Raw genomic sequence first — 26,989 nt, 5'->3', positions numbered from 1 at the left:
GTTACCCGGAGAGCTGAGCGAGCAACGCCTCGGCTGCCGCGTACGGATCGGTGGCACCGGCCGCCACCTCGGCGGCGAGCGCCGGCAGCTGCGTACCGTCGCGAAGGGAGCCGATCCGGGCGCGGAGCACGCCCAGCGCGATCGCCTCGACCTCGGCGGCGGCCCGCGCCTCGCGCCGCCGCCGCAGTTCGTCGTGCTCGACAAGCCAGGCGCGGTGCTTGTCGATCGCGGCCACCACGTCGTCGATGCCCTCAGCACGCGCGGCGATCGTCCGCACCACCTGTGGACGCCACTGACCCGGCCCGCGCTCGCCCAGGGCGATCATGCCCTGGATGTCCCGGACCGTGGCGTCGGCGCCGTCCCGGTCGGCCTTGTTGACCACGAAGACGTCGGCGATCTCCAGGATGCCGGCCTTCACCGCCTGGATCGCGTCGCCCATCCCCGGCGCGAGCAGCACCAGCGTGGTGTCGGCCAGGGAGGCCACCTCGACCTCCGCCTGACCGACCCCGACGGTCTCCACGAGCACCACGTCGCAACCGGCGCCCTCCAGCACCCGCACCGCCTGCGGGGTGGCCGCCGACAGACCACCGAGGTGCCCCCGGCTGGACATCGAGCGGATGTAGACGCCCGGGTCGGTGGCATGGTCCTGCATCCGCACCCGGTCACCGAGGATCGCACCGCCGGTGAACGGGCTGGACGGGTCGATGGCCAGCACCCCCACCCGGTGACCGTGGGCCCGCAGGGCCCGGACCAACTCGTTCGTGGTGGTGGACTTGCCCACCCCGGGCGAGCCGGTCAGGCCGACCACCTGGGCCCGTCCGGCGTACGGGGCGAGCGCCGCGGCGATGGCCGGCACGGTCTCGTCGCCCGACTCGACCAGGGTGATCAGCCGGGCGACCGCGCGGGGGTCACCGTCGCGGGCCCGTCCGACCAGCATCGGTACGTCCCGGCTGCGGCGCACCGAGCCGGTGGCCGCCGCCGGGACGCGGGTGTTCGACTCGCTCACAGATCGGTTTCGCTGGGGTCGGGAACGTGGATGATCAGCGCGTCACCCTGGCCCCCGCCGCCGCACAGCGCGGCCGCGCCGGTGCCGCCGCCACGCCGCTTGAGTTCCAGTGCGAGGGTGAGCACCAGCCGGGCGCCGGACATGCCGATCGGGTGGCCGAGCGCGATCGCGCCGCCGTTGACGTTTACCTGGTCCGGGCTGATCCCGAGGTCGCGGATCGACTGGATACCGACCTGGGCGAACGCCTCGTTGATCTCGATCAGGTCGAGGTCGGAGATGGCCAGGCCGCCCTTGCGCAGGGCGTGCTGGATGGCGTTCGACGGCTGCGAGTGCAGGGAGTTGTCCGGGCCCGCCACGTTGCCGTGCGCTCCCACCTCGGCCAGCCAGGCCAGGCCCAGCTCCTTGGCTTTCGCCTTGCTCATCACCACCACGGCCGCGGCACCGTCGGAGATCGGCGAGGAACTGCCGGCGGTGATGGTGCCGTCGGAGGTGAACGCCGGACGGAGCTTGGCCAGGGACTCGGCGGTGGTGTCCGGCCGGATGCCCTCGTCCTCACTGATCACCAGCGGGTCACCCTTGCGCTGCGGGATGACCACCGGGGTGATCTCCTCGGCGAAGTGGCCGTTCTTCTGCGCGGCGGCGGCCCGCTGGTGGCTGCCGGCCGCGAACTCGTCCTGCTCCTGGCGGGTGATGCCCCGGGTGCTGCCGTGCCGCTCGGTGGACTCCCCCATCGCGCAGCAGTCCCAGGCGTCGGTCAGCCCGTCGAGCGCCATGTGGTCCTTGAGCGTCACGTCGCCGTACTTGTAGCCAGCCCGCTGGCCGAGCAGCAGGTGCGGGGCGTTCGTCATCGACTCCATGCCGCCGGCCACCACGATGTCGAACTCACCGGCCCGGATCAGCTGGTCGGCCAGGGCGATCGCGTCGAGCCCGGAGAGACAGACCTTGTTGATCGTCAGGGCCGGTACGGACATCGGGATGCCCGCCTCGACGGCCGCCTGCCGGGCGGGGATCTGCCCGGTGCCGGCCTGGAGCACCTGGCCCATGATCACGTACTGCACCTGGTCGGCTGCGACTCCCGCCCGTTCGAGCGCGGCGGAGATGGCGATGCCGCCGAGTTTGGTCGCCGGTAGGTCCTTGAGGTTGCCCAGCAGGCGCCCCATCGGGGTCCGCGCGCCGCTGACGATCACCGAAGCCATACCTGCCTCCGAGGGGGTGCCGCACTGTACGCCTTAACGAATGTTCGGCAAGACTAACGTCATGCCAGAGAACTCCCCCGCCGAGCCCGCTGCCGACTATGTCACAGACATCGGGCTGCGCCGTATCGACCATGTCGGGATCGCGGTGCCCGACCTCGACGTCGCAATCGACTTCTACCAGCGCACGTTCGGCATGCGCTGCGTGCACACCGAGACCAACACCGAGCAGGGTGTCCGGGAGGCGATGTTGACGGTCGGGCCGAGCACCGAGGGCGGTTGCGTGCAACTGCTCGCACCGCTGACCCCGCAGTCGACGATCGCGAAGTTCCTGGACCGCAACGGCCCGGGTGTGCAGCAGGTGGCATACACGGTGGTCGACATCGACGCGGCCTGCGCGGCGCTGCGCGAGCGTGGCGTGCGGCTGCTCTACGAGACCCCGAAGCGCGGCACCGCCGACTCTCGGATCAACTTCGTGCACCCGAAGGACGCCGGCGGCGTGCTGATCGAGCTGGTGCAACCGGCCGCGTCCCACTGAACCCGATGCACTTTTTCACAGGAGGCTTCCAGCCTTAGCTACCGTTCAGTAACCTCCGGCCTCACAGGTAGTTGGCGCGGCGAGAACCGGAGGTCACCGTGCAGGACGTTCTTGAAGCCGTCATGGCCGCGGAAGGGTCGACCGATCCGGCCCGCGCACTTGCCGGCGTCGCCGGGCTGCCGGTACCGGAGAGCTACCGGGGCGTGGTCGTCCGGGCCGAGGAGACCGGGATGTTCGACGGCATGGCCACCCGGGACAAGGATCCGCGCAAGGCCCTGCACCTGCAGGAGGTGCCGACGCCGGAGCTCGGCCCGGGCGAGGCGCTTGTCGCGGTGATGGCCAGCGCCATCAACTACAACACCGTCTGGACCAGCATCTTCGAGCCGGTGTCCACCTTCAGGTTCCTCACCCGCTACGGCCGTACCTCCGAGCTGGCCCGGCGGCATGACCTGCCGTACCACGTGGTCGGCTCCGACGCGGCGGGGGTGGTGCTCCGGGTCGGTGCCGGGGTGAGCCGCTGGCGTCCGGGCGACGAGGTGGTGGCCCACTGCCTGTCGGTCGAGTTGGAGGACGCGGCCGGTCACGACGACACGATGCTCGACCCGCAGCAGCGGATCTGGGGGTTCGAGACCAACTTCGGGGGCCTGGCCGAGCTGGCCGTGGTCAAGGCCAACCAGCTGATGCCCAAGCCGGCGCACCTGAGCTGGGAGGAGGCGGCCAGCCCCGGGCTGGTCAACTCGACCGCGTACCGGCAGTTGGTGTCGCACCACGGCGCGAACATGAAGCAGGGTGACGTGGTGCTGATCTGGGGCGCCTCGGGTGGGCTGGGCGGGTACGCCACCCAGCTGGCGCTCAACGGTGGTGCCATCCCGGTCTGCGTCGTCTCCTCGCCGGAGAAGGCGGAGCTGTGCCGGCGGATGGGTGCCGAACTGGTCATCGACCGCTCCGCCGAGGGCTTCCGGTTCTGGTCGGACGAGGAGACCCAGAATCCGGACGAGTGGCGCCGCTTCGGCGAGCGGATCCGGGAACTCACCGGCGGCGAGGACCCGGACATCGTCCTCGAGCACCCGGGCCGGGAGACCTTCGGTGCCAGCGTCTACGTCGCCAAGCGCGGTGGCACCGTCGTCACCTGCGCCTCCACCAGCGGCTTCCGGCACCAGTACGACAACCGCTACCTCTGGATGCACCTCAAGCGCATCGTGGGCAGCCACTTCGCCAACTATCGGGAGGCGTGGGAGGCCAACCGGTTGGTGGCGCTGGGGACGATTCACCCCACCGTGTCGAGGACGTACCCGCTGGAGCGGACCGGCCAGGCCGCGTACGAGGTGCACCGCAACGCCCACCAGGGCAAGGTCGGCGTGCGCTGTCTGGCCCCGGCGGACGGACTCGGCGTACGCGACCCCGAGCTACGCGCCCGCCACTTCGAGGCCATCAACCGGTTCCGGGGGCGCTGACCTGACGGCCGAGGTGCCGGTGGCCATTCGGTGACCGCCGATTGGCTTTCCACACGGCCGGCCTGACGCCCATTCGTGGACCACAGCGACGCGGAAACAAAGGGGCCGTGCGCGATCCCGCCACGGCCCTTTTCCACGTCACGCTCGGTGCCATCCGGCTCGCCCCGGAGCTGGCAAGATCCCCTGTCGCCCCGGTGGTCGACCGCCGACCGGAGTTGACCATGTAATGCGGACGGCAAAGGGCGGCACGCTCTTGCGAAGCACCCCGGGGAGTCTGCCAGTATGTCCCAATGCCCCAGCAGCAGTCCTCCCCTCTCGCGTTCTTCGATAACGCGAACTCGCAGCCAGATTTCACGGTTGGCCTGCGCGGATACAACACCGGTCAGGTCGACGACTTCATCGGCCGGCTCAACGCCGCACTGAGCCAGGCCAACAAGGACCGCGCCGACGCCGAGCAGGCGCTCAACGACGCACAGCGCCGGCTCCGGCAGTCCGAGCAGCGACTCACCGCCCTTGAGCAGAAGCTGACCGACACCAGCAAGCAGCTGGAGGAGAACAGCCGGCCCACGCTGTCCGGGCTCGGCACCCGGGTCGAGCAGATCCTCCGGCTCGCCGAGGAGCAGGCCAACGATCACCGCAACGAGGCCAAGCGCGAGTCGGAGGGCATCCTCTCCGCCGCCCGCCTCGAAGCGCGGGAGATCACCGACAAGGCCCGGGCCGAGGCCGCGGCCATGAAGGCGACCGCCGAGCGGGAGGCGGGCAACCTCCGTACCGCCGCCGAGCGCGAGGCCGCCGAGGTGCGCGTCCAGGCCCGACGCGAGGCCGACACGCTGCGCGCCGACGCGGATCGGGAGACCAAGCAGCTGCGTACGGTGACCGCCCACGAGGTCGCCGAGCTGAAGTCCACCGTGGAACGCGAGGTGGCCACCCTGCGGGCCACCGCCGAGCGCGAGATCACCCAGCAGCGGGCCAAGGCCGCCCGCGAGGCCGAGGAGAAGCGCGCCGAGGCGACCAAGCTGCTCACCGACGCCCGCGACAAGCGCGACAAGGATCTCCAGGCCCTGGAGTTGCAGCTCGCGGAGCGCCGGGAGAAGGCCGAGCGCGAGGAGTCGGAGCGGCACGCCGCCCAGGTCGCGCAGACCCAGAAGCTGGTCAACGAGGCCGAGCAGCGGGCCCGCGCCGCTCAGGACCGGGCCAAGGAGATCGAGCAGCGCGCCGAGGCCCGCCGGGTCGAGTCGGAGCGCAACGCCACCGAGACGGTGGAGAAGGCCAAGGCCCTGGCCGAGCGGACGCTCAACGAGGCGCGCGCCGAGTCGCAGCGCCTGCTCAGCGAGGCCCGCACCGAGGCCGAGCTGACCACCCAGGCGGCCGGCCGCGAGGTCGAGGACCTCACCCGGCAGAAGGATGCCGTCACCGCCCAGCTCGTCCAGATCCGCTCCAGCCTCGCCGGCCTCGCCGGTCTGGTGCCGGGTGTGGCCGACGCGGTGGTCGCCAAGGTCGAGGCCACGAAGACGGAGGACGCCAAGGCGGAGGGCGCCGAGAAGCCCGTCGCCGCCGAGTCGGCCAGCTGAGCCGCCTCCCGTACCGGGGCATGATTTGCGGCGTGAGGTGACACCGGGTTACCGGTGGCACCTCACGCCGTCATGCGTCCCACACCCGTTGTGATCCCGTGTGAAGTACCTCCAATCCACGGCGTCCGTATCGCCCCAGGAGGGCCCGATGCGTGTGAGGATGGGAGCATGTCGCACGGCGAGGAACTGTTCGCGCTCGGCGGGGACGTGACCACGGAGCCCAGCTTCGAGTCCGCCCTGCGGGGGTACGAGAAACGACAGGTCGACCGATACGTCGCTCGTGCGGAGCACGAGATCGCCGCGCTCGCGGCCGAACGGGAACAGGCGTACACCCAGATCCACAAGCTGGCCGGTCAGGTCGAGGTGCTGCAACGTGACCTCACCCAGGTGCGCAAGCAGGTCGGGGTCGTCGACCGGGCCGCATTCCGGCATCTCGGGCCGCGGGTGGAGCAGATCCTCGCGCTGGCCGAGGAGCAGGCCGAGGACATCATCTCCGACGCCAACGAGGAGATCGAGGCCCGCCGCGCCGCCGCCGAACACATCATCGAGGAGGCCCGCGTCGCGGCGGCCACCGCGCTCAAGGACTTCGAGATCGCCCTGGCCGCCCGCCGGTCCGAGGAGGAGCGGCAGGCCGCCGCCCGCCGGGCCGAGTCGGAGGCCGCCGCGAAGTCCGCGAAGGAGGAGGCCGCCCGGCTGCGCAAGTCCGCCCAGGAGTCCCTGGCCCGGGCCCAGCAGGAGGCCACGCAGCTACGCGACGCGGCCAAGGAGATCCACAGTCGGGCCCAGCAGGAGGCGACCAAGCTGCGCGACACGGCCCGTGAGGCGCTCGCCACCGCCCAGCAGGAGGCGACCCAGCTGCGCGACGCCGCCAAAGAGGTGCACGCGAAGGCCCAGCAGGAGGCGCGACGGCTGGTCGATCAGGCCACCGAGGCGGGCCGGGCCACCCATGCCAAGGCCCAGCAGGAGGCCAAGCAGATCATCGACGACGCCGCCGAGGCCGGCCGCGCCGCCCGAAACAAGGCGCGCCAGGAGGCCGAGCGGCTGAGCACCCAGGCGACCGAGGCGGCCAAGCGCACCCGCGCCGAGACCGAGGCGTACGCCCAGCGGATGCGCGGCGAGACCGAGGCGTACGTACAGCACGCCCGGGCACAGGCGCAGCAGGAGCTGGGTGCCTGGCGGGCCGGGGTGGAGAAGGAGGTGAACAGCCGGCGCGAGGCGGCCGACCGGGAGCTGACCGAGCGCAAGACGACCGTCGAACGCGAGTTCACCGCCCGCCGCGATCAGTTGGAGAAGCAGTACAAGACCCGCAACGCCGAGCTGGACGAGCGGATCCGCACCCGTACCGCCGAGCTGGAGTCCGGCTTCGATACCCGTCGGTCCCAGCTGGAGTCGGAGTACACCACGCGGAAGAACGAGATCGAGCAGGGCGCCGACCAGATCCGCCAGGACGCCGAGCAGGATGCCGCCGCAGTGCGCGGGCAGGCCGAGCAGCAGGCCGGTGAGCTGCTGCGCCAGGCCGAGACCGAGTCGGCCACGAAGCGGCGCGAGGCCGACGAGTACGTCACGGCCGTCCGGCACGAGGCCGACGAGTACGCGGCCAGCACCCACCGCGACGCCGACCAGTACGCCGACACCACCCGGCGGGAGGCGGACGAGCACGTCGCCGCCGTGCGGCACGAGGCGGACGAGTACGTCGCGGCGTCCCGCCGCCAGTTCGAGGAGTACGCGGCCACCACCCAGCAGCACCTGGCCACCACTCAGCAGCATCTGGCCGCCACCCAGCAGGAGGCGGCGGCCAGCCGACAGCAGCTCGCCCAGGTGATGCTGGAGATCGCCAAGGCCCAGCAGCAGCTCGCCGACCTGCGCCAGGAGACGTGGAAGTCCCGGCAGGAGTCCGACGAACTGGAGCGCAAGCTGCTCGGCCTGCGGCTCCAGGCCACGTCCGCTCCCGCCGCGTCGGCCGCGCCTTCGGTGGCCACCGCGCCCACAAACGGGGCGCGCCCCGGCGGCGTCTCGACGAACGGTGCTCGACCCTCCGGCGACGATGCGCCGCCGGCCGACGGCCGGACCGGCGACCGTCCGGGCGGGGACGACGCCCGGCCGGCGACGAAGCCGGTGGCGGAACCGGTCACCACAGTGGAGAACCCCGCCCCGACCCGCCCCGCGGCCGAGCCGACGAGCGCCGACGGCGGCACCGCGAGCGAAGGACTTGACGGCGAGCCGACGGTGGCTGCGGTTCCCGGCGAGGGCGGCCGAGGAGCCACCCCGACGAAGATCACCAGCACCGGCGAGAACGGCAAGCGCCCCACCAAACCGACCACCGACGAGCGCACCGCCAAGCCCAGCAAGGTCACCTCAGACTGAGGCCCCAACCCCGTGGCGAGCCGGCATGGGCGGCTGGACGACGTTGGCAAGGACACGCTCGCGGCTGGCTCCCCAAAGTGCGGTGACAGCAGTCCCGGCAGTGGCCAGCCTGCCCCGGCACAGGATGCTGATGGTCCCCGCCCTGTCGAGCTGAGAGCGTGCGCGCATCGCCCCTCCCGCCGAGCACCTGGCGTGCACGCATCGCCCCTCCAACCGACCACCTTCAGCCGCGCCGCCACCACCCGTGACCCGCAACGCCCCGCAGTCCACTCAGCGGCGATCATGCAGTTGTGGCGGTTACAGAGCGGTCCACAGCGGACAAATCAGCTGCCACGACTGCATGATCGGCATGTCGGTGGGGGGTGGTGGCGGGTTCGGTTCCAGGCCAGGAAGCGGGAGTAGAGGACCGGTGGCGCGGGGGCGTCGTGCGGGTTGAGGTGGTACAGGTCGCGCATCGCCTCGTACATCAGGCCGGCGAGGTAGACGGACAGACCGGTCAGGTCGTCTTCGTACTCCGCGCGCAGCAGCAGTCGCGCCTTCCCGCAGGGCCAGGGCTGCCCGTCGGTGCGGCAGCACCAGGTCGGCCGCAACGGCGTGTGCGGCGGCCGACCTGGTCGGGCCGCGCGCTCGGTGAACACATCAAGCTCCGGCGGGGAGGGCTCTGGGCGCGGCTGTCGTCGCCAGGGCAGCGACAGACGCACCCGGAGCGGGTTCGGAAGGGCCGCCCGCAGGGGATTGCGGGCGGCCCCCGCCTGAACCCGTCCGCGCCCTCCGGGCAACGAACGAATCCGGCATGGCTGACAGTCTGGTGACGGGACCACTACTGTCGGAATGCATCGAGGCTGGTGGTGGCCCTGGTGCGTGGCCCGGAGGCCGCCGAGGGATGCCGAGTGATTCTCGGCCGGTGATTGTGGAGGCAGTGTGGAGCAGACCACGGCGGACCTGATCCGGTCCCAGCTACGCCGGCTACGCGTCACCGCCGGGCTGAGCCAGGAGGAGTTCGGGAAGCTGGTGCACTACTCGGCGTCGATGGTCTCCGCCGTCGAGACCGGCGCCCGGCCGTACGATCGCCAGCTGCTGGCCCGGGCCGACGAGGTGCTGACCTCCGGCGGGCTGCTGGCGTCGCTGCTGCGGATCGCCGAGCGGGAGGGCCAGCCGTCCTGGTTCCTGCCCTGGCTGGACGCCGAGCGGCTGGCCCGGCAGTTGCGGGTCTTCCAGCCGACGCTGGTCCCGGCCCTGCTCCAGACCGAGGGCTATGCCCGCGCGGTGATCCGCTGCGACGACCTGCTCGCCGACGACGAGGTGGAGCAGCGGGTGGCCGCCCGGCTGGACCGGCAGGCCATTCTCGACCAGCCCGACCCGCCGCAGCTCATCGCGGTCGTCGACGAGGCGATCCTGCACCGGCGGGACGAGCGCTTCCGCACGCTCATGGCGCACCAGATCGAGCACCTGATCGCCTGCGCCGAGCGCCCGAACGTGAGCGTCCACGTCGTACCGCTAAGCGTCGGGCTGCATATCGGCCTGTCCGGGCCGTTCTCACTGGCCCGGAACGTGGACGGTGGCTGGGTGGCGAGCCAGGAGACCCAACTGACCGCCGCGCCGACCGACAACGAGGCGAATCTGGCTACCCTGTTGGCGCGCTGGGAGACGGTGCGCAACGAGGCCCTGTCCCGCCAGCAGTCGATCGCACTCCTCAACGAGATGGTGAAGTCATGGCCCTGACCGGCGCGACCTGGCGCACCTCCACCCGCAGCGGCAACACCGACTGCGTGGAGGTGGCCGACAACCTGCCCGGCCTGGTGGCCGTCCGGGACAGCAAGGACCGGCAGGGCCCGGTGCTCGCGTTCACCCCGTCGACCTGGCGCTGCTTCGTCGACCGACTCAAGAACGCGTGATCTGCCGCACGTGTGGGCGCTGAACCACCCACGCTCTCAGCTCGACAGCGACCCCGCACCACGACCCCGGTCGGTGCGGGCTCGCCGGCCCGGGGCAGCACGACGCGGCGGCACCGGCTCAGTCGGCCTGGCGCTGCGGTGGACCCGACACCGGGGTGTCGGCGAACGCGGCGACCGTCCGGTCGGCGTACGCGCTGGCGTCGCCGGTTTCCATCGGGCCGTCCCAGGTGGTCGGCAGCGGCACCGACACCGCCGGGTTGACCCGCCGGACCACCTCGTCCAGCACCGTCTCGGCGTCGCCGACCCACAGGTGCTTGGCACCGGGTACGCCGACGACCTCCGCCTGCGGTATCGCCGCGAACTGTTCGCGGGCCTGCTCCGGGCGCAGGTAGTCGTCGAACTCCGGCACCAGGGCGGTGAGCGGTTTGCCCGACTCGGCCCACTGGGCCAGGTCGGCGGGGCCGGAATAGCGCAGCGGCGGGGAGAGCAGGATCGCGCCGGTCACCGCCGGGTCGCAGCCGTAGCGCAGCGCCAGGTCGGTGCCGAACGACCAACCCAGCAACCAGACGTTCGGCAGCTCGTGGAACTCGGCGTACTCGATGGCGGCGGCCACGTCGAAGCGCTCGCCGACGGCGGAGTCGAAGCTGCCCTCGCTGGTGCCGCGCACGCTGCTGGTGCCCCGGGTGTTGAACCTGAGCACCGCCACGTCGGCGAGGGCGGGCAGACGCCAGGCCGCCTTGCGGAACACGTGGCTGTCCATCATTCCGCCGTGGGTGGGCAGCGGGTGCAGGCAGACCAGGGTCGCGGCCGGTTCCCGGTCGACCGGGCGGGCCAGCTCGCCGACCAACCGCAGGTCGTCCGCGGTGTGCAGCTCGATGTCCTCTCGATGCCCGGGCAGGATCGAGGAGGCACGGATCGGTGCGCTCATGGCTCCAGTCTCCCGTTTCGCCGGCCGCGCTGGATCACCGGGGCCCGCCGGTCGCGGGCCCGCCAGCAGCCGGTGTGCCAGTGCCGGCGATCAGTGAGATCGCCCCGTCCGTCCGCCGGCCAGGCCACGACGTGCGCCACGCCGGGCCGGATCTCCTGGTCGCAGCCGGGGCAGCGGTACGTCTTGGTGGACGCGCCGCCGCTGATGCCGCGCACCTGCCACTCCCCGTCGCGCCACTGCTGGACCGCGGCGACGCCGTGCCGGGCGCGCTCGGTGTCCAGGCGCACCTCGTCGTCACGGCGGGGACGGTTGCGACGGGGACTCACGTCGTCAAGCGTACGGTCAGCGGCGGGTATGGTCGCGGAACCCCCGGCCGGCCTTGCGGCCCAGGTAGCCGGCGGTGACCAGGTGCTCCAGCAGCGGTGCCGGGGCGAACCCGGGCTCGCGCAGCTCCAGGTACAGCTCCCGCTGGATGGCCAGCGCCACGTCCAGACCCACCACGTCGAGCAGCTCGAACGGCCCCATCGGGTAACCACAGCCGAGCTTCATCGCGTGGTCGATGTCGTCGGTGGTGGAGTAGCTGGCCTCCAGCATCCGCACCGCGTCGTTGAGATACGGGAACAGCAGCGCATTGACGATGAAACCGGACCGGTCGCCGCAGACCACGCCGGTCTTGCCCAGCGTGGCGCTGACGGCCTGCGCGGTGGCGACGGTCTCGGCGGAGGTACGGATCGTCCGGACGATCTCCACCAGCGGCATCGCCGGGGCCGGATTGAAGAAGTGCAGACCCACCACGTCGGCCGGGCGCTGGGTGGCCATCGCCATCTCGATCACCGGCAGCGACGAGGTGGTGGTCGCCAGCACCACGCCCGGCTTGCATAGTTCGTCCAGGCTGGCGAAGAGGGCCTTCTTGACGCTGAGTTCCTCGACCACCGCCTCGACCACCAGGTCCACGTCGGCCAGGTGGTCCAGCGTCGCCGACCAGTTGATCCGGCCGAGCGCGGCATCCCGGTCGACCTCGCTGAGCCGGCCCCGGACCACGCCCTTGTTGAGCGAGGTCCGCACCGCCTCGAAGACCTTGGCCGACTGCTCCGCGCCCCGGGTCACCGACACGACCTCGTAGCCGGCGTGGGCGAAGACCTCGATGATCCCGGTCGCCATGGTCCCGGAACCCACGATGCCAACCTTGGTCACGACTGCGCTGGTCACCGCCGGTTCCGTCGTGATCGGCGTCTGCTCGTCCGGTACGACCTTCGGCGAGCCGGGCCGTTCGTAGGTGTAGAAGCCGCGCCCGGACTTCCGCCCGAGCAGCCCGGCGGTCACCATCTGCTTGAGCAGCGGCACCGGGGCGTGCCGGCGGTCCCGGCCACCACGCCGGTACATGGTGTCCAGGATCTCGTACGCGGTGTCCAGGCCGATCAGGTCCATCAGCGCGAGCGGGCCCATGGGCAGTCCGCAGCCGAGCTTCATGGCCGCGTCGATGTCCTCGCGGGTGGCGTACCGGGATTCGAACATGTCGACGGCGTGGTTGAGGTAGCCGAAGAGCAATGCGTTGGCGATGAACCCGGCCCGGTCGCTGATGGTCACGTCGACCTTGCCGAGCCGTCCGCAGAGCGCCTCCACGTCGGCCACCACGTCGGCCGAGGTGACCACGGTGCGTACCACCTCGACCAGCTTCATCACCGGTGCCGGATTGAAGAAGTGGATGCCGACGACCTGGTTGGGGCGCGCGGTGGCCACCGAAATCTCGGTCACGCTCAGCGACGAGGTGTTGGTGGCGAGGATGGCCTCGGGCTTGCAGACCCGATCCAACTCGGCGAAGAGCCGCTGCTTCAGATCGAGGTGCTCGGGTACCGCCTCGATCACCAGGTCCACCGAGTGCAGGGCGTCCAGCCCGACGGCGAAGGTGACCCGGGCCAGCAGCGCGTCCCGGTCGGCCTCGGCGAGCTTGCCCCTGGCCACCGCCCGGTCCGTCGAGCCGGTCAGGTTCGCCCGCCCACGGTCGAGTGCGGCGTCGGAGATCTCCACGGCCACCACGTCGATGCCGTTACGGGCGAAGACCTCGACGATGCCGGCACCCATGGTGCCCAGACCCACCACACCCACGCTGGTGAACTCGCGCGCCACGACCCGGCCTCCCCTGTCCGCAACGACACGGCCGGACATTAACGGCCGCTAAGGTTATGCGCGCGAGTCTGCCATGTGACGCACCGTTGTCGAGGCGTCGTGGCACATGTCACCGATGTCCCGGTTTACCCGCCCGACCCGGTCGGCGGTCGACCGGGTCGGGTCGGGAGCGGAACCGGCTCAGTCGGGGTCGACCCCGGCGAGGGCGAGCAGTTCGGCGACGAACTCCGCCGGGCGCTCCAGGTGCGGGCTGTGCCCGCAGCCGGACAGCACCACCTCCCGGTAGCCGCCGCCGGCCTCGGCGTACCGGTCGAGCACCGCGCGGGTCTGCCCGATCATCGGCTGCGGTGGGCACTGCTGCGCCCCGGGCCAACCGGGCACCACGCCCAGCGCCCCGAGCTGTGCCAGGTCGAACAGTGAGGTGTCCGAGACGATCACGTCGGCGTCACCCCGGATCCAGGTGACCGGAGGCTTGGGGGCCACCGCCACCAATTCCTCGGCGACCCGGAACCGCGCCAGCGCGTTGAGCACGCCACGGCCGCCCGGCGCGCTACCCGGCCAGTTCGGCGAGCTCACCGCGTCGCCGGGGTAGTTGTCCGTGCCGGTGGCGGTGGAGAGCACGCTGTCGAGCAGCGCTTCCTCGTCGTCGCCGAGGCAGGTGGGGTCCGCCACGTAGGCCGCCCGCAGCACGCTGCGCGGGCTGGTCCGGGCCTCCGCGCTGCGGTCACCGGCGGCCAGCCGCGCGACGAAGTCGCCGCTCGCCGTGCCGGCGCCGGAGCCGGCCAGGTCGGGCGTGGTCGGCGTGCCGGCCAGGTCGCGGGTGGCGCCGAAGCCGTACGGGGACACCGGTGCCGCGAGCAGCAGCCCGGCGATCCGGTCGGGGTGGTCCACCAGCAGGCGCATCGCCACTCCGCCGCCGAGCGAGTGGCCGACCACCACGGGCCGGGCTCCCGCGGCGAAGAGCGACGGCTCGTCGAGCAGCGCCGCCACGTCGTCGGCGAAATCGGTCAGGCCGCGTTTGGCGTCGACCGGCGCGGTCTGCGTGGCGCCGTAGCCGCGCAGGTCCGGCGCGACCACCCGCAGGGTCGGCGGCAGGCGGCGCACCAGGGGCTCCCAGAAGGCCGCCGAGGAACAGTTGCCGTGCACGAGCAGCACCGGCACGCCGTCGGCAGGTCCGGCCACCCGGACGGTCTGGGTGATTCCGTTCGCGCTGACGATCTGCTGCTGGCTCTCCATCCGCGGCATGCTGCCACGATCGACACGGCAGGTCCATGTGGCCGGCAACCACGGGTCCGGACCGGCGGTTGTGGCCGGCATCCGACGCAGTCGCGCCGACCAGGTGACCGAGGCCCGGTCGTCAGCGGTGGACGCCGACCACGGCCGCCGTCTCCGGCGCCCCGGCCTGCGCGGGCACCACCGGCGGCGCGACCGTGGCGGGCAGCGGTCGCGACGACCGCCGCTCCTGCCGGGGCAGTTCGAAGCTCAGCCCCACCGGGTCCGTACGGGCCACGCCCGGGTCGAAGAATCTCAGCTCGGTACGGCCGATCCTGATCACGTCGCCGTCGCTGAGCCGGATGACCTCGGTTGCCCGGAGGTCGTTCACCCAGGTGCCGTTCGTGGACCCGAGATCCACCAGGGAGGCACCCTCGCCGGCCCGCCAGATCTCGACGTGGCGTCGGCTCAGATGCGGGTCGTGCACCACGATGTCGACCGCCGGATCACGCCCGATCACCTGCGGCCGGCGCGGCAGCCGGAAGCGCCACCCTCGCATCGGCCCGGCAGCCACGGTCAGCAGCGGCATCAGTTGCGGATGTTCCTCCATGGACGGTCAGCCCCTCCACCCGTGCGACGATCCCGGGCCAGCGTTTCACCACCGGGAGTCCACCTCCACCATCCAGCCGGATGCGTACCGGTAACCGTCCGGGTGCTTTGTGTTCACATGTTCCACGGCGTCCCCCGACGGGACTACCGGACCCGACGAGAGGTTCGTCCGGTTCAACCACCCGGACGGCTGGGAGGATTCGCCCGTTTCCCTGCCCCTACCGGTGAGTAATTCTCGCGTCTAGACTTCCGCCATGACGGCTGCGCTACCCCCCGGCACCCCAGCGGTCCAGGGCAACCACCTGGTCTCGACCAGCCCGACCACCGGTGACGAGGCCGGGCGCGTTCCGGTCGCCACGTCGGTGGACGTCGAGCGCGCCGTCGAGCGGGCCCGCGCCGCCGCCCAGTGGTGGGCGGGGCTCGGCTTCACCGCGCGGCGGGAGCGGTTGCTGCGCTGGCGGCGGCTGCTCGCCCAGCGGATGGAACAGTTGGCCGGCCTGATGCACGCCGAGGGCGGCAAGCCGGTCGCCGACGCACTCGTCGAGATCGTGACCGCGGTGGAGCACGTGGACTGGGCGGCCCGTAACGCCCGGCGCGTGTTGGGCCCTCGACGGGTCCGCTCGCGGCTCGTCCTGGCCGAGTTCTCGGCCCACCTGGAGTACCAACCACACGGCGTGGTCGGCGTGATCGGTCCGTGGAACTATCCCGTCTTCACGCCCATCGGCTCCATCGCGTACGCGCTGGCGGCCGGCAACGCGGTGGTCTTCAAGCCCAGCGAGTACACCCCGGTCGCCGGCCAGTGGCTGGTCGACAGCTTCGCCGAGGTGGTGCCCGAGCACCCGGTGTTCACTGCGGTGCACGGCCTCGGCGACGTCGGCGCGGCCCTGTGCCGGGCCGGCGTCGACAAGCTCGCCTTCACCGGCTCGACCGCCACCGCGAAGAAGGTGATGGCGGCGTGCGCCGAATCGTTGACCCCGGTGCTGCTGGAGGCCGGCGGCAAGGACGCCATGATCGTGGACGCCGACGCCGACCTGGACGCCGCCGCCGAGGCCTGCGTCTGGGGAGCGATGACCAACGCCGGACAGACCTGCATCGGTATCGAACGGGCCTACGCCGTGGAGTCGGTCTTCGACACCTTCGTCGACAAGGTCGTCGAGCGCGCCGGGCGGCTCACCGTCGGCCCCGACCACACCGACATCGGTCCGATCACCATGCCGAGTCAACTCGACGTGATCCGACGGCACATCGAGGACGCGGTGGCCGGTGGTGGTCGGGCGGTGCTCGGCGGGCCGGACGCGGTACGGCCGCCGTACGCGCACCCGACCGTGCTGGTCGAGGTGCCGGAGGAGGCCGCCGCCGTACGCGAGGAGACCTTCGGCCCCACCCTGACCATCAACCGGGTCCGCACCGTCGACGAGGCGCTCGCCCGGGCCAATGCCCTGCCGTACGGGCTGGGTGGTTCGGTCTTCGGCAAGCGGCGCGCGGTCGCGATCGCCCGGCGGTTGCGCTCCGGCATGGCCTCGGTCAACTCGACGCTCACCTTCGCCGGCATGTCCACCCTGCCGTTCGGCGGGGTCGGCGAGTCCGGCTTCGGCCGCATCCACGGCGAGGACGGGCTGCGCGAGTTCGCCCGGGCCAAGGCCGTCACCCGGCGCCGGGGGCGCTCGCTGCTGCCGTCGACCACCTTCGAGCGCACCGAGGCCGACATGAGCCGGCTGGTGAAGGCGGTCAAGCTGCTCTACGGCCGGTGACCGGCTAGAAGAGCGTCAGCTCGTCGCGCTCGATACCGCGCAGCCGGTCGTAGTCGACCACCACGCAGCGGATCCCCCGGTCGGTGGCGAGCACCCGGGCCTGCGGCTTGATCTCCTGCGCGGCGAAGACCCCGGCGACCGGGGCGAGCAGCGGATCCCGGTTGAGCAGTTCCAGGTAGCGGGTGAGCTGCTCCACCCCGTCGATCTCGCCACGGCGCTTCACCTCGACGGCCACCGTGCCCTGGTTGGCATCGCGGCAGAGCAGGTCGACCGGGCCGATCGCGGTCATGTACTCGCGACGGATCAGGGTGTACCCGTCGCCCAGCGCCTCGGGGTTGGCCGCCAGCAACTCCTGGAGGTGCGCCTCCACGCCGTCCTTGCGCAGCCCGGGGTCGACACCCAGCTCGTACGAGGTGTCCTGGAAGATCTCCTCCAGGGTGATCCGCAGCTCCTCGCCGGCCTTGTTCACCACCCGCCAGACGCCCGGGGCCTCCTCCAGCCGGCACGGCGGGCTCATCCAGTTCAACGGCTTGTACGCCCGGTCGTCGGCGTGGATGGAGACCGATCCGTCCGCCTTCACCATCAGCAGCCGGGTGGCCGGCGGCAGGTGGGCCGAGAGCCGTCCGACATAGTCCACCGAGCATTTCGCAATCACCAACCGCACCCGAGCAGGGTAGCGGAGTCACCGGATGTCGCCACCGAGCGGCGCTGGCGCGCCGGTGCGATGCTGTGATGGTGCTCGAAGTGCTCACCGGTACCGGCCTCGCCGCCTCGGCGGGGCTGAACGCCTACATTCCGTTGCTCATCACGGGTGCGCTGGCCCGCTACACCAGCGTCATAGACCTGCCTGGCGGCTGGCAGTGGCTCGGCAACGAGTGGGTGCTGGGCATCCTCGCGGTGCTGCTCGTGGTCGAGGTCGTGGCGGACAAGGTGCCCGTGGTCGACCACGTCAACGACATGGTGCAGACGGTCGTCCGGCCGACGGCCGGCGGGCTGGCGTTCGGGGCCGGTTCGGCGTCCGAGACGGTGACGGTGAGCGACCCGGACAGCTTCTTCGCCAGTGGCGGCCAGTGGTTGCCGGTGCTGGTCGGGGTGCTCATCGCGCTCGGCGTCCATCTGCTGAAGTCGACCGCGCGGCCGGTCATCAACGCCACCACGGCGGGCCTGGGCGCGCCGGTGGCGAGCACCGCCGAAGACGCCACGAGCGTGGTGATGTCGCTCGTCGCGATCATCCTGCCGGTGCTGGTGCTGGCATTCCTGGTCGCCCTCGTGCTCGTCCTGCCGTGGCTGCTGCGCCGCCGGGCCGACCGACGGCGGGAACGACAGGCCGCCCGCGAGGCGGGCTTCCGCGTCTGAGCCGGGCCGCCGGCTCGACCGAATCGCCACCCCAACCCGCCCTAAAGCCTAAAATTGGGGCAATCAACGGAGGAGGTTGGGTCATGACCGCAGCAATGGAGATGCCCCGGGTCCAGGAGTGCGTGGTCGCCGCCTGCGCGTACAACCACACTGGCGACTGCCACGCCTTCGCCATCACCATCGGCAGCATGGACCACGCCCACTGCCACACCTTCATCGAGATGCCCGCCGTCCGGGCCGGTCTCGACGGCCAGATCGCCCAGGTCGGGGCGTGCCAGCGCGCCGACTGCCGGCACAACGAGCAGCTGGAGTGCCAGGCACCGGCGATCCGGGTCGGCCCCGACGCCGACATGGCCGACTGCATGACCTACGACCACCGCTGAGACCCCGTCCGCGCGGATCCCGGCCACCCGCCGGGGTCCGCGCGTCACAGCTCGTTCGCCTGCCGGATGACGGTGACCAGCTCGTCGATGATGTCGGTGAGCGCGAAGTCCTTCGGGGTGAACACCCGCGCCACCCCGGCCGCGCGCAGCTCCTCGGCGTCCCGGGCGGGAATGATGCCGCCGACCACCACGGGCAGATCCGGTCGGCCGGCGGCCCGTAGCCCGTCGAGCACCGCCGGCACCGCCGCCAGGTGCGAGCCGGAGAGCACGGAGAGGCCGACCAGGTCCACGTCCTCCTCCACCGCGGCGGCCACGATCTGCCCAGCGGTGAGCCGGATGCCCTGGTAGACCACCTCGAAGCCGGCGTCGCGGGCGCGTACCGCGATCTGCTCGGCACCGTTGGAGTGCCCGTCCAGGCCGGGTTTGCCGACCAGCAGTCGCAGCCGCGCGCTGCCCAGGTCGCGGGCGGTGGTGGCGACCCGGGCGCGGACCTCGGCCAGGCCCTCGTCACTGCCGCCCGCAGAGCCGCCCGCCAGCCCGGTCGGTGCCCGGTACTCGCCGAAGACCTGTCGCAGGGCCGCCGCCCACTCGCCGGTGGTCACTCCGGCCCGGACGCACTCCAGGGTGGCGCTCATCAGGTTCGCCGTGGTCGCGGCGTCCGCCCGCAGCCGGGCCAGGGCCGCGTCCACGGCCACCTCGTCGCGATCGGCCCGCCAGGCGCGTACGGCCGCCGAGGCGGCGATCTCCACGGCGGGGTCCACCTGCTCGACCGCCTCGGCACCGGCGGCGGTCAGCGGCGAGGGTTCGGTCTCGGTGAACCGGTTGACGCCGACCACGACGTCGCTGCCGGTCTCGATCCGTCGCCGACGATCGGCCAGCGAGGCCACCAGGGCGCTCTTGAGGTATCCGGTCTCCACCGCGGCGACCACGCCGCCCATCTCCAGCACCGTCGCCAGCTCGGCCCGGGCGCCGGTGACGATCTCGTCGACCAGCGCGGTCATCACGTGCGAGCCGTCGAACAGGTCCGGGTAATCCAACAGGTCCGACTCGTAGGCGAGCACCTGCTGCATGCGCAGCGACCACTGCTGGTCCCACGGTCGGGGCAGGCCGAGCGCCTCGTTCCAGGCCGGCAGCTGCACCGCCCGCGCCCGCGCCCCACGCGAGAGGGTGACCCCGAGCATCTCCAGCACGATGCGCGGCACGTTGTTCTCCGGCTGCGCCTCGGTCAGGCCGAGGGAGTTGACCTGCACGCCGTACCGGAAGCGGCGCTGTCGCGGATCCGCCACGCCGTACCGGTCCCGGGTGATCTCGTCCCACAACGCGCCGAACGCGCGCATCTTGGCGATCTCCTCGACGAACCGCACCCCGGCGTTGACGAAGAACGACATCCGCTGCACCACGTCGCCCATCCGCCGCGCCGGCACCTGGCCGCCCTCGCCCACCGCGTCGAGCACCGCCACCGCCGTGGCCAGCGCGAACGCCACCTCCTGCACCGGCGTGGCCCCGGCCTCCTGGAGGTGGTACGAGCAGATGTTCACCGGGTTCCAGCGCGGCATCTCGCGCAGCGCGTACGCGATCACGTCGGCGGTCAGTCGCAGCGAGGCGGCCGGCGGGAAGATGTGCGTTCCTCGGGAGAGGTACTCCTTGATGATGTCGTTCTGGGTGGTGCCGGCGCAGCGGGCCAGTTCGGCGCCCTGTTCGGTGGCGACCGTGCCGTAGAGGCCGAGCAGCCACATCGCCGGCGCGTTGATGGTCATCGAGGTGTTCATGTCGGCCAGCGGGATGCCGTCGAAGAGCACCCGCATGTCGCCCAGGTGCGCCACCGGGACGCCGACCCGGCCGACCTCGCCGGTGGCGAGTTCGTGGTCGGGGTCGTACCCGGTCTGGGTGGGCAGGTCGAAGGCGACCGACAGGCCGGTCTGCCCCTTGGCCAGGTTGCGGCGGAAGAGCGCGTTCGTCGCGGTGGCCGAGGAGTGCCCAGCGTACGTCCGCATCACCCAGGGACGGTCACGTTCCGGCAGCCGGCCCATGAGTGCCTTCTCGTCCATGGGCCGGAGTCTAAGTTACCGTTCAGTAGAACGGGTTGTGCGAAACCACACAACCTCCACCACCCCCGGTGCGGACGCCGGGTCACGGCGGGCCGCACACTTGACCGCATGAGTGACGACGTCGCGATCCGCGTCCGAGGGCTGCGCAAGGCGTACGGCGAAAGCCTCGCGGTCGCCGGGCTCGACCTGGACGTCCACCGGGGCGAGGTGTTCGCGCTGCTCGGGCCGAACGGCGCCGGCAAGACCACCACCGTGGAGATCCTGGAGGGCTACCGCCAGCGCGACGCCGGCGAGGTACGCGTCCTCGACGTCGACCCGGCCAGCCCGACGCGCGACTGGCGGGGGCGGGTCGGCATCGTGTTCCAGGGCACCGGCGAGTTCGACGAACTCTCCGTCGCCGAGGTGGTGCACCACTTCGCCGGCTTCTACGCCGACGCGGACGACCCCGACAAGGTGATCGAACGGGTCGGGCTGGCCGCCAAGGCCCGCGCCCGTACGCACACCCTCTCCGGCGGTCAGAAGCGCCGGCTGGACGTGGCGCTGGGCATCATCGGCCGCCCGGAACTGCTGTTCCTGGACGAGCCGACCACCGGCTTCGACCCGGAGGCCCGGCGGGAGTTCTGGGAGCTGATCCGTGATCTCGCCGCCGCCGGCACCACCATCGTGCTCACCACGCACTACCTGGACGAGGCCGAGGCGCTCGCCGACCGGGTGGGCGTGATCGCCGGCGGCCGGCTGGTCGAGGTGGCCGCACCGAACCAGCTCGGCAACCGGCAGGAGGCGCTGGCCACGGTCTCCTGGCGTACCCCGGACGGCACGCCGGACAGCGCGCAGAGTGCGACGCCGACGGCGCTGGTGGCGGACCTCGCCGCGCGGTTCGGCGGCGAGGTGCCCGGCCTGACCGTCACCCGGCCCACCCTCGAAGACATCTACCTGACGATGATCGGACAGCGATGACCACCACGACGAGACCGGCCGAGCCGGTCACCGCGGCAGCTCCGGCCCGCCGTAGCGGCCCGACCGGCCTCGCGCTGCGTCAGGGGCGGCTGGAGATCCGGCAGTTCCTGCGCAGCCGCGAGTCCGTCGTGTTCACGCTGGGCTTTCCGCTCATCATGGTGCTGATCTTCGCGTCGATCTTCGACGAGGAGATCGCGCCCGGGGTGAGCTACACGCAGTACTTCATCACCGGCATGATCGCGACCGGTCTGATGACGGTCAGTTTCCAGAACCTCGGCATCTGGATCCCGATCGAGCGGGACCGGGGCGTACTCAAGCGCTACCGGGGTACGCCGATGCCGAAGTGGGTCTGGTTCGCCGGCAAGGTGATCATGGTGCTGGTGACCGGTTTCGTGATGACCGCGCTGCTGCTCGCGGTCTCGGTGACGCTGTTCGACCTGGACCTGCCGACCACCACCACGGCCTGGTTGACCTTCGGCTGGGTCAGCGCCCTGGGGGTGACCGCCTGCACGCTCTGCGGCATCGCCATCTCGTCGCTGGCCCGGACCGCCCGCAGCGGCTCGGCCGTGGTCACCCCGGTCGCGCTGGTGCTCCAGTTCATCTCCGGGGTCTTCTTCGTCTTCACCAACCTGCCGACCTGGATGCAGCAGGTGGCGGCGCTGTTTCCACTCAAGTGGATGTGCCAGGGCCTCCGGTCGGTCTTCCTGCCGGAGAGCTTCGGCGCGGACGAGCCCGGTGGCTCGTTCGAGCTGACCCGCGTCGCGCTGGTGCTGGGCGTCTGGTGCGTGATCGGTCTGGTGCTCTGCCTGACCACCTTCCGCTGGACCACCCGCCGCGACGGCTGAGCCACGGGGAGGGCCCGACGGGCCCTCCCCCACGCCGCGTCAGTACGAGTAGAAGCCCTGGCCGGTCTTGCGGCCCAGATCGCCCGCGGTGGCCATCCGCTGCAACAGCTCCGGCGGGAAGAACTTCTCGTCGGCCGTGTCGGTGTAGATGTTGCGGGTCGCGTTCAACAGCACGTCGACCCCGGTCAGGTCGACGGTGGCCAGCGGGCCCATCGCGTGCCCGAAGCCGAGCCGGCAGGCGGTGTCCAGGTCCTCGGCGGAGATCACGCCCGCCTCGACCAGCTGCACCGCCTCCATGGCCAGCGCGCAGATCAACCGGGTGGTGACGAAGCCGGCGATGTCGCGGTTCACCACCACGACGGTCTTGCCGATCTCCTCGGCGAAGGTCTTCGCCCGCTCCAGGGTGGCGTCGCCGGTCTTGTAGCCGCGCACCAGCTCGCAGAGCTTCATCATCGGCACCGGCGAGAAGAAGTGGGTGCCGACGACCGCCTCCGGACGCTCGGTGGCCGTCGCGATCTGGGTCACCGGGATCGCCGAGGTGTTTGTGGCCAGCACCGCGTCCGCCTTGCAGATCTTGTCCAGCGCGCGGAACACCTCGTGCTTGATCTCCAGCTTCTCGAAGACCGCCTCGACGACGATGTCCGCGTCGCCGGCCGCCTCCAGCTCTGTGGTGGGGGTGATCCGCCCGAGCGTCGCCTCGACCTCGTCCTCGGTGAGCTTGCCCTTCTCCGCGAACTTCGCCAGCGACCGTCGGATGCCGTCCAGACCACGCTTCGTGGCCGTCTCGTCCAGATCCCGCAGCACCACCTGCCAGCCCGCCTGCGCCGCCACCTGGGCGATGCCCGAACCCATCAGACCGGCACCGACGACCGCGAGTCGACCCGCCATGCTGCTTCTCCCTCGCTGCGAATGAGTGTCTGTCTGCACCCTAGTCGGCGGGGCTGAACGATGGCTAAGGCGACTCAGATGGTCAGTTCGGGTTCCTCGGGTGCGGTCGCCCGCTCCACCTCGATGCCGAGCGCCCGCAGGTCGGCCACGAAGTCGGGATAGCCCCGGTCGACGTGGTGCACGTGCGACACCTCGGTCACCCCGTCGGCGCAGAGCCCGGCGATGATGAGCCCGGCCCCGGCCCGGATGTCGGTCGCGCGTACCGGCGCGCCGGAGAGTCGTTCCCGGCCGCGTACCACCGCGTGATGCCCGTCGGTCTTGATGTCCGCGCCCAGCCGCATCATCTCGTTGGCGAACATGAACCGGCCGTCGAAGATGTTCTCGGTGATCAGCGAGGCGCCCTCGCTGAGCGCGGCGAGCCCGATCGCCATCGGCAACAGGTCGGTGGCGAAGCCCGGATAGGGCAGCGTCACCACGTCCACCGCGCGGGGTCGGTCGTCCATGCGTACCCGGAAGGAGTCCGCCCGGGTCTCCACCGTGCCGCCGGCCGCCACCACCTTGTCGAGCGCGACCTCCAGGAACGCGGGGTCGAGACCGGTCACGGTGACGTCGCCACGGGTCATCGCCGCGCCGAACGCCCAGGTCCCCGCGACGATCCGGTCCCCCACCGTGGCGTGCCGAACCGGGCTCAGCCGGGGTACGCCGACGATGGTGATGGTCGACGTGCCCTCGCCGTCGATCAACGCACCCATCCGCTGGAGCATCGTGCAGATGTCCACGATCTCGGGCTCCCGGGCCGCATTCTCGATCACGGTGGTGCCCTCGGCCAGCACCGCCGCCATGACGAGGTTCTCGGTCGCCCCGACGCTGGGAAAGTCCAGCACGATCTCCGCGCCCCGCAGCCGGTCGGGGGCCGAGGCGATCACGAAGCCGTGCTCGCCGGAGATGTCGGCACCCATTCGGGTCAGCCCGGAGATGTGCATGTCCAGACCCCGGGAGCCGATCGCGTCGCCGCCCGGGTGGGCCACCCGCACGTACCCGCGTCGGGCCAGCAACGGCCCCAGCACGCAGATCGACGCCCGCAGCCGGCGAACCAGGTCGTAGTCGGCCTCCACACCGGGCTGCTCCGGCACGTCGATGGTGACCGAACGGGACCGGGCCACCCCGCCGACCGCCACCATCGGGTCCACCGGATCGTCGGCGTCGAACCGTACGCCGCAGCCGAGGCGGCGCAGCACCTCACCCATGATGGCGATGTCGGTGATCCGGGGCACGTTTGTGATCATCGTACGACCGGGAGCGAGCAGCGCGGCGGCCATCAGCTTCAGCGCCGAGTTCTTCGCACCGACCACATGCACGGTGCCGGCGAGCCGGGCGCCACCGCGTACCCGGATGACGTCGACATCGGCGAGCGCCGCGTCACCCGCGTCACCCGGGCCGACGCCCGCCGGCCAACCCGTGCCGGCGTCCGGCCGGGCCGGGATCGTCAGGTCCGGTATCCGTAGGCTGTGCGTCATGGCCGTCCACCTCACGCGCATCTACACCAAGGCCGGCGACGCCGGCATGACCAGGCTGAGCAACAACGAGCAGGTGCCGAAGAACGATCCGCGGATCGCCGCGTACGCCGACGTCGACGAGTGCAACGCCGCGCTCGGCGTGGCACTCGCCCTGGGCCAGCTACCCGACGGGCTCCGCTCGGTGCTGGGGTCGATCCAGAACGACCTGTTCGACGTGGGCGCCGACCTGTCCACCCCGGTCGAACCCGACCCGAAGTACCCGCCGCTTCGGGTCACCGAGGAGTACGTCGAGCGCCTTGAGGGCTGGTGCGACGAGTACAACGCGCGCCTGAGCAAGCTCGACTCCTTCATCCTCCCCGGCGGCACCGCAGGCGCGGCGCTGCTGCACGCGGCGCGGACGATCGCCCGGCGCGCCGAGCGGTCGGCGTGGACGCTCATCACCCACGACCCTGACCGGACCAGCCACCTCCCGGCAAAGTATCTCAACCGGCTGTCGGATCTGCTCTTTATCCTGTCAAGAACGGCAAATCCGGACGGAGACGTGCTATGGGTGCCGGGCGGAGGCCGGTGACGCTCGGTGCACTGCACCACGTGGAGGTCTGGATACCCGACCTGACCGCCGCGATGCGTAGCTGGGGCTGGCTGCTCGGCGAGTTGGGCTGGACGTCGTTCCAGCAGTGGCCGGTCGGCCACTCCTGGCGACTCGGCCCGACATATCTGGTGCTGGAGGCGTCACCGGCGCTCACCGGCCGACGTCACGACCGGCGCGCCCCGGGCCTCAACCACCTGGCCTTCCACGCCGGCTCGGCCGCCGCCGTGGACCGGCTGGTCGAGCAGGCACCGGCGTACGGGTGGGAACTGCTCTTCGCCGACCGGCACCCGTACGCCGGCGGGCCCGACACGTACGCCGGGTATCTGGCGGACGGGCAGGGGTACGAGGTGGAGTTGGTGGCGTCGGGCTGAGCTGTCCTGTGCGTGGTTGCGGTTTGGGCTGGGGGCTGTCGTGTCTGGCTTCTCGGGTGGTTGCGGTGGGGCTGGGGGCGACCGTGCCCGGCTCCGGGCGGTCAGGCTTGATCCCTGCGCCGGGCACGGTCGCCCCCAGCCTGACCTGGTCGGTCTCCGTGCGGGTGTGGGCCAGCCCGGGTGGGTTTGACTGTCTGCTGTCTGCTGTCTGGTTGATCTGGCTGTGGTCAGTTCGCGTGGTGGTGTGCAGATGCCGCTGGCCGGCACCCGGGTGTCGGGTGCCGGCCAGCGGTTCTTGCTCCCCCTGTGGAGGAATGTCTTCGGTTGTCGGCTGGTGTCAGCTGGTCCAGTGTTCGGTGACGAGGTCGGCGGCCTGCTGTTCCCACTGGGCGTAGTGGTCGGGGTAGGCCGACACCTGCACGGTCTGGGCGGCCTCAGTGAGGGGCATGTCCTGCCAGCCGTCGACCTGCTTGAGGGCCTTGAGGAAGGCCAGGGTCGAGTACTCCGGGTCGGTGATCTGCTCCACCGTGCCCCAGCCGCTCGACGGGCGCTGCTGGAACAGGCCCTGCGAGTCGTGGTCGTTGCGGTCACCGAGGTGGCCCAGGTTCTCCAGCTTCGACTCCTGCAACGCGGTCGCGATCGACACCACCGCGGCACGCTCGTCCATGCCGGCCTTCTTCGTCGCCGCGATGATCGCCTTCACATTCGCGGTCTGCTCGTCGTTCAGCTCGATCGTCGACTGGTTGCTGGGGGTGCCGTGCGGCAGCACCTTGCTCATGTCCGGCTTGTCAGCCCGCACCACGTCAGCCTGCACCGCCGCGACGGGGGTGGTCTTGACCGGGGTGGCCTCGGCGTGGGCGGCCACCGGACCGGCGAACAGGCCACCGGTGAAGGCCAGACCCGCGATACCCAGCACGCTCTTACGCAGCATCGTGTTCATGACAAAGCTCCATTCGGGGGTCGACGCACACACACCCGGGGGAAGGGCACACGCGCGCAAGCACCAAAGGCGCTCAAGCTTTCAAAGGGGGAAGGAGGCTCTCGATCACCCGGGTCGCGGGGCCCGCAGGGGCCGCTTCACGTCGCCGGGACCATGTGTAACGACCACCGGCCCGCCATCATTCCCGGGCCACACCCACCACCGTTCGGCAGGCGATCTTCCTCGGTCGCTCACCCGTCTACAACCACCCCGACCCGCCACCCATTCCGCCCGAGCCCCCGACCACTCCGCGATCTTGGTCCGAAACCGCCCACCGAGGCGGATTCAAGCGGCGGTTGCAACACCGAGTAGTTGGGCCATTTTCTCACTGGGAGTGGCCCAACCTAGGGTTTGACGGGGACGGGTGTTCAGTTCGTCGGCGACGGCGTCGAGGTCGGCCTGGCT

Annotated in this window: 26 protein-coding genes and 1 pseudogene; 13 read left to right on the top strand and 14 right to left on the bottom strand. The window is 71.3% G+C overall.

The window, feature by feature from the left end; genetic code table 11:
• Position 1: 1 nt before the first annotated feature.
• Both meaB and KBX00_RS22845 read right to left on the bottom strand, forming a co-directional pair.
• Positions 2-937 carry a methylmalonyl Co-A mutase-associated GTPase MeaB gene (gene meaB, locus KBX00_RS22850; protein ID WP_301548450.1) on the bottom strand — a complete coding sequence of 312 codons (936 nt, stop codon included), beginning with the start codon at positions 935-937 and terminating at the stop codon, positions 2-4.
• A 65-nt stretch (positions 938-1,002) separates the two neighbouring features.
• Positions 1,003-2,202, bottom strand: coding sequence for an acetyl-CoA C-acetyltransferase (locus tag KBX00_RS22845; protein WP_210830108.1), 1,200 nt, complete (start codon positions 2,200-2,202; stop codon positions 1,003-1,005).
• 61 nt (positions 2,203-2,263) lie between these two features.
• On the opposite strand from KBX00_RS22845, the gene mce reads away from it, so the two are divergent.
• The 4 genes from mce to KBX00_RS22825 all read left to right on the top strand — a co-directional run bounded on the left by mce (position 2,264) and on the right by KBX00_RS22825 (position 8,126).
• On the top strand, positions 2,264-2,737 hold the full coding sequence (mce, locus tag KBX00_RS22840) for a methylmalonyl-CoA epimerase (protein WP_210830107.1): 474 nt from the start codon (positions 2,264-2,266) through the stop codon (positions 2,735-2,737).
• Positions 2,738-2,835: 98 nt separating this feature from the next.
• Positions 2,836-4,191 (top strand): crotonyl-CoA carboxylase/reductase, encoded by a 1,356-nt coding sequence (gene ccrA / locus KBX00_RS22835; protein ID WP_210830106.1) that lies wholly within the window; start codon positions 2,836-2,838, stop codon positions 4,189-4,191.
• A gap of 290 nt (positions 4,192-4,481) precedes the next feature.
• Complete coding sequence (locus KBX00_RS22830) at positions 4,482-5,762, top strand: DivIVA domain-containing protein (RefSeq protein ID WP_210830105.1); 1,281 nt, start codon at positions 4,482-4,484, stop codon at positions 5,760-5,762.
• A 168-nt stretch (positions 5,763-5,930) separates the two neighbouring features.
• On the top strand, positions 5,931-8,126 hold the full coding sequence (locus KBX00_RS22825) for a hypothetical protein (protein ID WP_210830104.1): 2,196 nt from the start codon (positions 5,931-5,933) through the stop codon (positions 8,124-8,126).
• A 323-nt stretch (positions 8,127-8,449) separates the two neighbouring features.
• Here KBX00_RS22825 and KBX00_RS29435 read toward each other — a convergent pair whose 3' ends face one another.
• On the bottom strand, positions 8,450-8,764 hold the full coding sequence (locus KBX00_RS29435; protein ID WP_307869053.1) for a hypothetical protein: 315 nt from the start codon (positions 8,762-8,764) through the stop codon (positions 8,450-8,452).
• 283 nt (positions 8,765-9,047) lie between these two features.
• Here KBX00_RS29435 and KBX00_RS22815 point away from each other — a divergent pair, with 283 nt between their 5' ends.
• Both KBX00_RS22815 and KBX00_RS22810 read left to right on the top strand, forming a co-directional pair.
• Positions 9,048-9,848 (top strand): helix-turn-helix transcriptional regulator, encoded by an 801-nt coding sequence (locus KBX00_RS22815; protein WP_210830103.1) that lies wholly within the window; start codon positions 9,048-9,050, stop codon positions 9,846-9,848.
• Positions 9,839-10,021 (top strand): DUF397 domain-containing protein, encoded by a 183-nt coding sequence (locus tag KBX00_RS22810; RefSeq protein WP_210830102.1) that lies wholly within the window; start codon positions 9,839-9,841, stop codon positions 10,019-10,021. Before KBX00_RS22815 ends, KBX00_RS22810 begins: the two co-directional genes overlap by 10 nt.
• Before the next feature lie 118 nt (positions 10,022-10,139).
• Here KBX00_RS22810 and KBX00_RS22805 read toward each other — a convergent pair whose 3' ends face one another.
• The 5 genes from KBX00_RS22805 to KBX00_RS22785 form a co-directional block, all read right to left on the bottom strand.
• Complete coding sequence (locus tag KBX00_RS22805) at positions 10,140-10,949, bottom strand: alpha/beta hydrolase (RefSeq protein ID WP_210830101.1); 810 nt, start codon at positions 10,947-10,949, stop codon at positions 10,140-10,142.
• Positions 10,946-11,236, bottom strand: coding sequence for a hypothetical protein (locus KBX00_RS22800; protein ID WP_210830151.1), 291 nt, complete (start codon positions 11,234-11,236; stop codon positions 10,946-10,948). Before KBX00_RS22800 ends, KBX00_RS22805 begins: the two co-directional genes overlap by 4 nt.
• A gap of 55 nt (positions 11,237-11,291) precedes the next feature.
• Positions 11,292-13,076, bottom strand: a complete 1,785-nt coding sequence (locus KBX00_RS22795) for a 3-hydroxyacyl-CoA dehydrogenase family protein (RefSeq protein WP_210830100.1) — start codon at positions 13,074-13,076, stop codon at positions 11,292-11,294.
• A 180-nt stretch (positions 13,077-13,256) separates the two neighbouring features.
• Positions 13,257-14,321, bottom strand: a complete 1,065-nt coding sequence (locus KBX00_RS22790) for an alpha/beta fold hydrolase (RefSeq protein ID WP_374225349.1) — start codon at positions 14,319-14,321, stop codon at positions 13,257-13,259.
• Positions 14,322-14,433: 112 nt separating this feature from the next.
• A complete protein-coding gene (locus KBX00_RS22785) occupies positions 14,434-14,898 on the bottom strand; it encodes an FHA domain-containing protein (RefSeq protein WP_210830098.1) in 465 nt (154 codons plus the stop codon).
• A 253-nt stretch (positions 14,899-15,151) separates the two neighbouring features.
• On the opposite strand from KBX00_RS22785, the gene KBX00_RS22780 reads away from it, so the two are divergent.
• A complete protein-coding gene (locus KBX00_RS22780; RefSeq protein ID WP_210830097.1) occupies positions 15,152-16,648 on the top strand; it encodes an aldehyde dehydrogenase family protein in 1,497 nt (498 codons plus the stop codon).
• A gap of 4 nt (positions 16,649-16,652) precedes the next feature.
• Here KBX00_RS22780 and nucS read toward each other — a convergent pair whose 3' ends face one another.
• On the bottom strand, positions 16,653-17,312 hold the full coding sequence (gene nucS / locus KBX00_RS22775) for an endonuclease NucS (protein ID WP_093410627.1): 660 nt from the start codon (positions 17,310-17,312) through the stop codon (positions 16,653-16,655).
• Between the two features lie 71 nt (positions 17,313-17,383).
• Here nucS and KBX00_RS22770 point away from each other — a divergent pair, with 71 nt between their 5' ends.
• Complete coding sequence (locus KBX00_RS22770) at positions 17,384-18,004, top strand: DUF4126 domain-containing protein (RefSeq protein ID WP_210830150.1); 621 nt, start codon at positions 17,384-17,386, stop codon at positions 18,002-18,004.
• Between the two features lie 83 nt (positions 18,005-18,087).
• Positions 18,088-18,387 (top strand): DUF1540 domain-containing protein, encoded by a 300-nt coding sequence (locus KBX00_RS22765; protein ID WP_210830096.1) that lies wholly within the window; start codon positions 18,088-18,090, stop codon positions 18,385-18,387.
• Positions 18,388-18,431: 44 nt separating this feature from the next.
• On the opposite strand, the gene KBX00_RS22760 is transcribed toward KBX00_RS22765, so the two are convergent.
• A complete protein-coding gene (locus KBX00_RS22760) occupies positions 18,432-20,435 on the bottom strand; it encodes a protein meaA (protein WP_210830095.1) in 2,004 nt (667 codons plus the stop codon).
• A gap of 108 nt (positions 20,436-20,543) precedes the next feature.
• On the opposite strand from KBX00_RS22760, the gene KBX00_RS22755 reads away from it, so the two are divergent.
• Together KBX00_RS22755 and KBX00_RS22750 are read left to right on the top strand one after the other, a co-directional pair.
• The gene (locus KBX00_RS22755) at positions 20,544-21,392 is read left to right on the top strand and encodes an ABC transporter ATP-binding protein (protein WP_210830094.1); all 849 of its coding nucleotides are present in this window, start codon (positions 20,544-20,546) and stop codon (positions 21,390-21,392) included.
• The gene (locus KBX00_RS22750) at positions 21,389-22,237 is read left to right on the top strand and encodes an ABC transporter permease (RefSeq protein WP_210830093.1); all 849 of its coding nucleotides are present in this window, start codon (positions 21,389-21,391) and stop codon (positions 22,235-22,237) included. Before KBX00_RS22755 ends, KBX00_RS22750 begins: the two co-directional genes overlap by 4 nt.
• Positions 22,238-22,276: 39 nt before the next feature.
• On the opposite strand, the gene KBX00_RS22745 is transcribed toward KBX00_RS22750, so the two are convergent.
• Both KBX00_RS22745 and murA read right to left on the bottom strand, forming a co-directional pair.
• On the bottom strand, positions 22,277-23,125 hold the full coding sequence (locus tag KBX00_RS22745; protein WP_210830092.1) for a 3-hydroxyacyl-CoA dehydrogenase family protein: 849 nt from the start codon (positions 23,123-23,125) through the stop codon (positions 22,277-22,279).
• Between the two features lie 74 nt (positions 23,126-23,199).
• Complete coding sequence (gene murA / locus KBX00_RS22740) at positions 23,200-24,642, bottom strand: UDP-N-acetylglucosamine 1-carboxyvinyltransferase (protein WP_210830091.1); 1,443 nt, start codon at positions 24,640-24,642, stop codon at positions 23,200-23,202.
• Between murA and KBX00_RS22735 the strand changes: the two genes are divergently transcribed.
• Both KBX00_RS22735 and KBX00_RS22730 read left to right on the top strand, forming a co-directional pair.
• Positions 24,641-25,213, top strand: a complete 573-nt coding sequence (locus KBX00_RS22735) for a cob(I)yrinic acid a,c-diamide adenosyltransferase (RefSeq protein WP_210830090.1) — start codon at positions 24,641-24,643, stop codon at positions 25,211-25,213. The two genes, murA and KBX00_RS22735, sit on opposite strands and share 2 nt — an antisense overlap.
• Entirely contained in the window at positions 25,189-25,605 is a 417-nt protein-coding gene (locus tag KBX00_RS22730) for a VOC family protein (RefSeq protein WP_210830089.1), read from the top strand. The genes KBX00_RS22735 and KBX00_RS22730 overlap by 25 nt, the downstream gene beginning before the upstream one ends.
• Positions 25,606-25,942: 337 nt before the next feature.
• Here the strand turns inward: KBX00_RS22730 and KBX00_RS22725 are convergent, their stop codons facing one another.
• Together KBX00_RS22725 and KBX00_RS22720 are read right to left on the bottom strand one after the other, a co-directional pair.
• Positions 25,943-26,545 (bottom strand): hypothetical protein, encoded by a 603-nt coding sequence (locus KBX00_RS22725; RefSeq protein ID WP_210830088.1) that lies wholly within the window; start codon positions 26,543-26,545, stop codon positions 25,943-25,945.
• 324 nt (positions 26,546-26,869) lie between these two features.
• Positions 26,870-26,989 (bottom strand): annotated as a pseudogene (locus tag KBX00_RS22720) (IS30 family transposase); the annotation flags it as partial.

Source organism: Micromonospora sp. C95 (genome assembly GCF_018070465.1).
Classification (GTDB): domain Bacteria; phylum Actinomycetota; class Actinomycetes; order Mycobacteriales; family Micromonosporaceae; genus Micromonospora.
The sequence above is the reverse complement of the archived record's forward strand: the minus strand, read 5'-3'. Positions and strand labels throughout refer to the sequence as shown.

What these genes read in the sequence shown, in the direction of transcription:
- KBX00_RS22780 (WP_210830097.1), top strand. Translation starts at nt 15,152, where the DNA reads ATGACGGCTGCGCTACCCCCCGGCACCCCAGCGGTCCAGGGCAACCAC.
- KBX00_RS22805 (WP_210830101.1), bottom strand. Translation starts at nt 10,949, where the DNA reads ATGAGCGCACCGATCCGTGCCTCCTCGATCCTGCCCGGGCATCGAGAG.
- KBX00_RS22730 (WP_210830089.1), top strand. Translation starts at nt 25,189, where the DNA reads ATGGGTGCCGGGCGGAGGCCGGTGACGCTCGGTGCACTGCACCACGTG.
- mce (WP_210830107.1), top strand. Translation starts at nt 2,264, where the DNA reads ATGCCAGAGAACTCCCCCGCCGAGCCCGCTGCCGACTATGTCACAGAC.
- KBX00_RS22845 (WP_210830108.1), bottom strand. Translation starts at nt 2,202, where the DNA reads ATGGCTTCGGTGATCGTCAGCGGCGCGCGGACCCCGATGGGGCGCCTG.
- KBX00_RS22760 (WP_210830095.1), bottom strand. Translation starts at nt 20,435, where the DNA reads ATGGACGAGAAGGCACTCATGGGCCGGCTGCCGGAACGTGACCGTCCC.
- KBX00_RS22765 (WP_210830096.1), top strand. Translation starts at nt 18,088, where the DNA reads ATGACCGCAGCAATGGAGATGCCCCGGGTCCAGGAGTGCGTGGTCGCC.
- KBX00_RS22725 (WP_210830088.1), bottom strand. Translation starts at nt 26,545, where the DNA reads ATGAACACGATGCTGCGTAAGAGCGTGCTGGGTATCGCGGGTCTGGCC.
- KBX00_RS22735 (WP_210830090.1), top strand. Translation starts at nt 24,641, where the DNA reads ATGGCCGTCCACCTCACGCGCATCTACACCAAGGCCGGCGACGCCGGC.
- KBX00_RS22750 (WP_210830093.1), top strand. Translation starts at nt 21,389, where the DNA reads ATGACCACCACGACGAGACCGGCCGAGCCGGTCACCGCGGCAGCTCCG.
- meaB (WP_301548450.1), bottom strand. Translation starts at nt 937, where the DNA reads ATGCTGGTCGGACGGGCCCGCGACGGTGACCCCCGCGCGGTCGCCCGG.
- KBX00_RS22790 (WP_374225349.1), bottom strand. Translation starts at nt 14,321, where the DNA reads ATGCCGCGGATGGAGAGCCAGCAGCAGATCGTCAGCGCGAACGGAATC.
- KBX00_RS22755 (WP_210830094.1), top strand. Translation starts at nt 20,544, where the DNA reads ATGAGTGACGACGTCGCGATCCGCGTCCGAGGGCTGCGCAAGGCGTAC.
- KBX00_RS22825 (WP_210830104.1), top strand. Translation starts at nt 5,931, where the DNA reads ATGTCGCACGGCGAGGAACTGTTCGCGCTCGGCGGGGACGTGACCACG.
- KBX00_RS22810 (WP_210830102.1), top strand. Translation starts at nt 9,839, where the DNA reads ATGGCCCTGACCGGCGCGACCTGGCGCACCTCCACCCGCAGCGGCAAC.
- murA (WP_210830091.1), bottom strand. Translation starts at nt 24,642, where the DNA reads ATGACGCACAGCCTACGGATACCGGACCTGACGATCCCGGCCCGGCCG.
- KBX00_RS22745 (WP_210830092.1), bottom strand. Translation starts at nt 23,125, where the DNA reads ATGGCGGGTCGACTCGCGGTCGTCGGTGCCGGTCTGATGGGTTCGGGC.
- KBX00_RS22830 (WP_210830105.1), top strand. Translation starts at nt 4,482, where the DNA reads ATGCCCCAGCAGCAGTCCTCCCCTCTCGCGTTCTTCGATAACGCGAAC.
- KBX00_RS22785 (WP_210830098.1), bottom strand. Translation starts at nt 14,898, where the DNA reads ATGGAGGAACATCCGCAACTGATGCCGCTGCTGACCGTGGCTGCCGGG.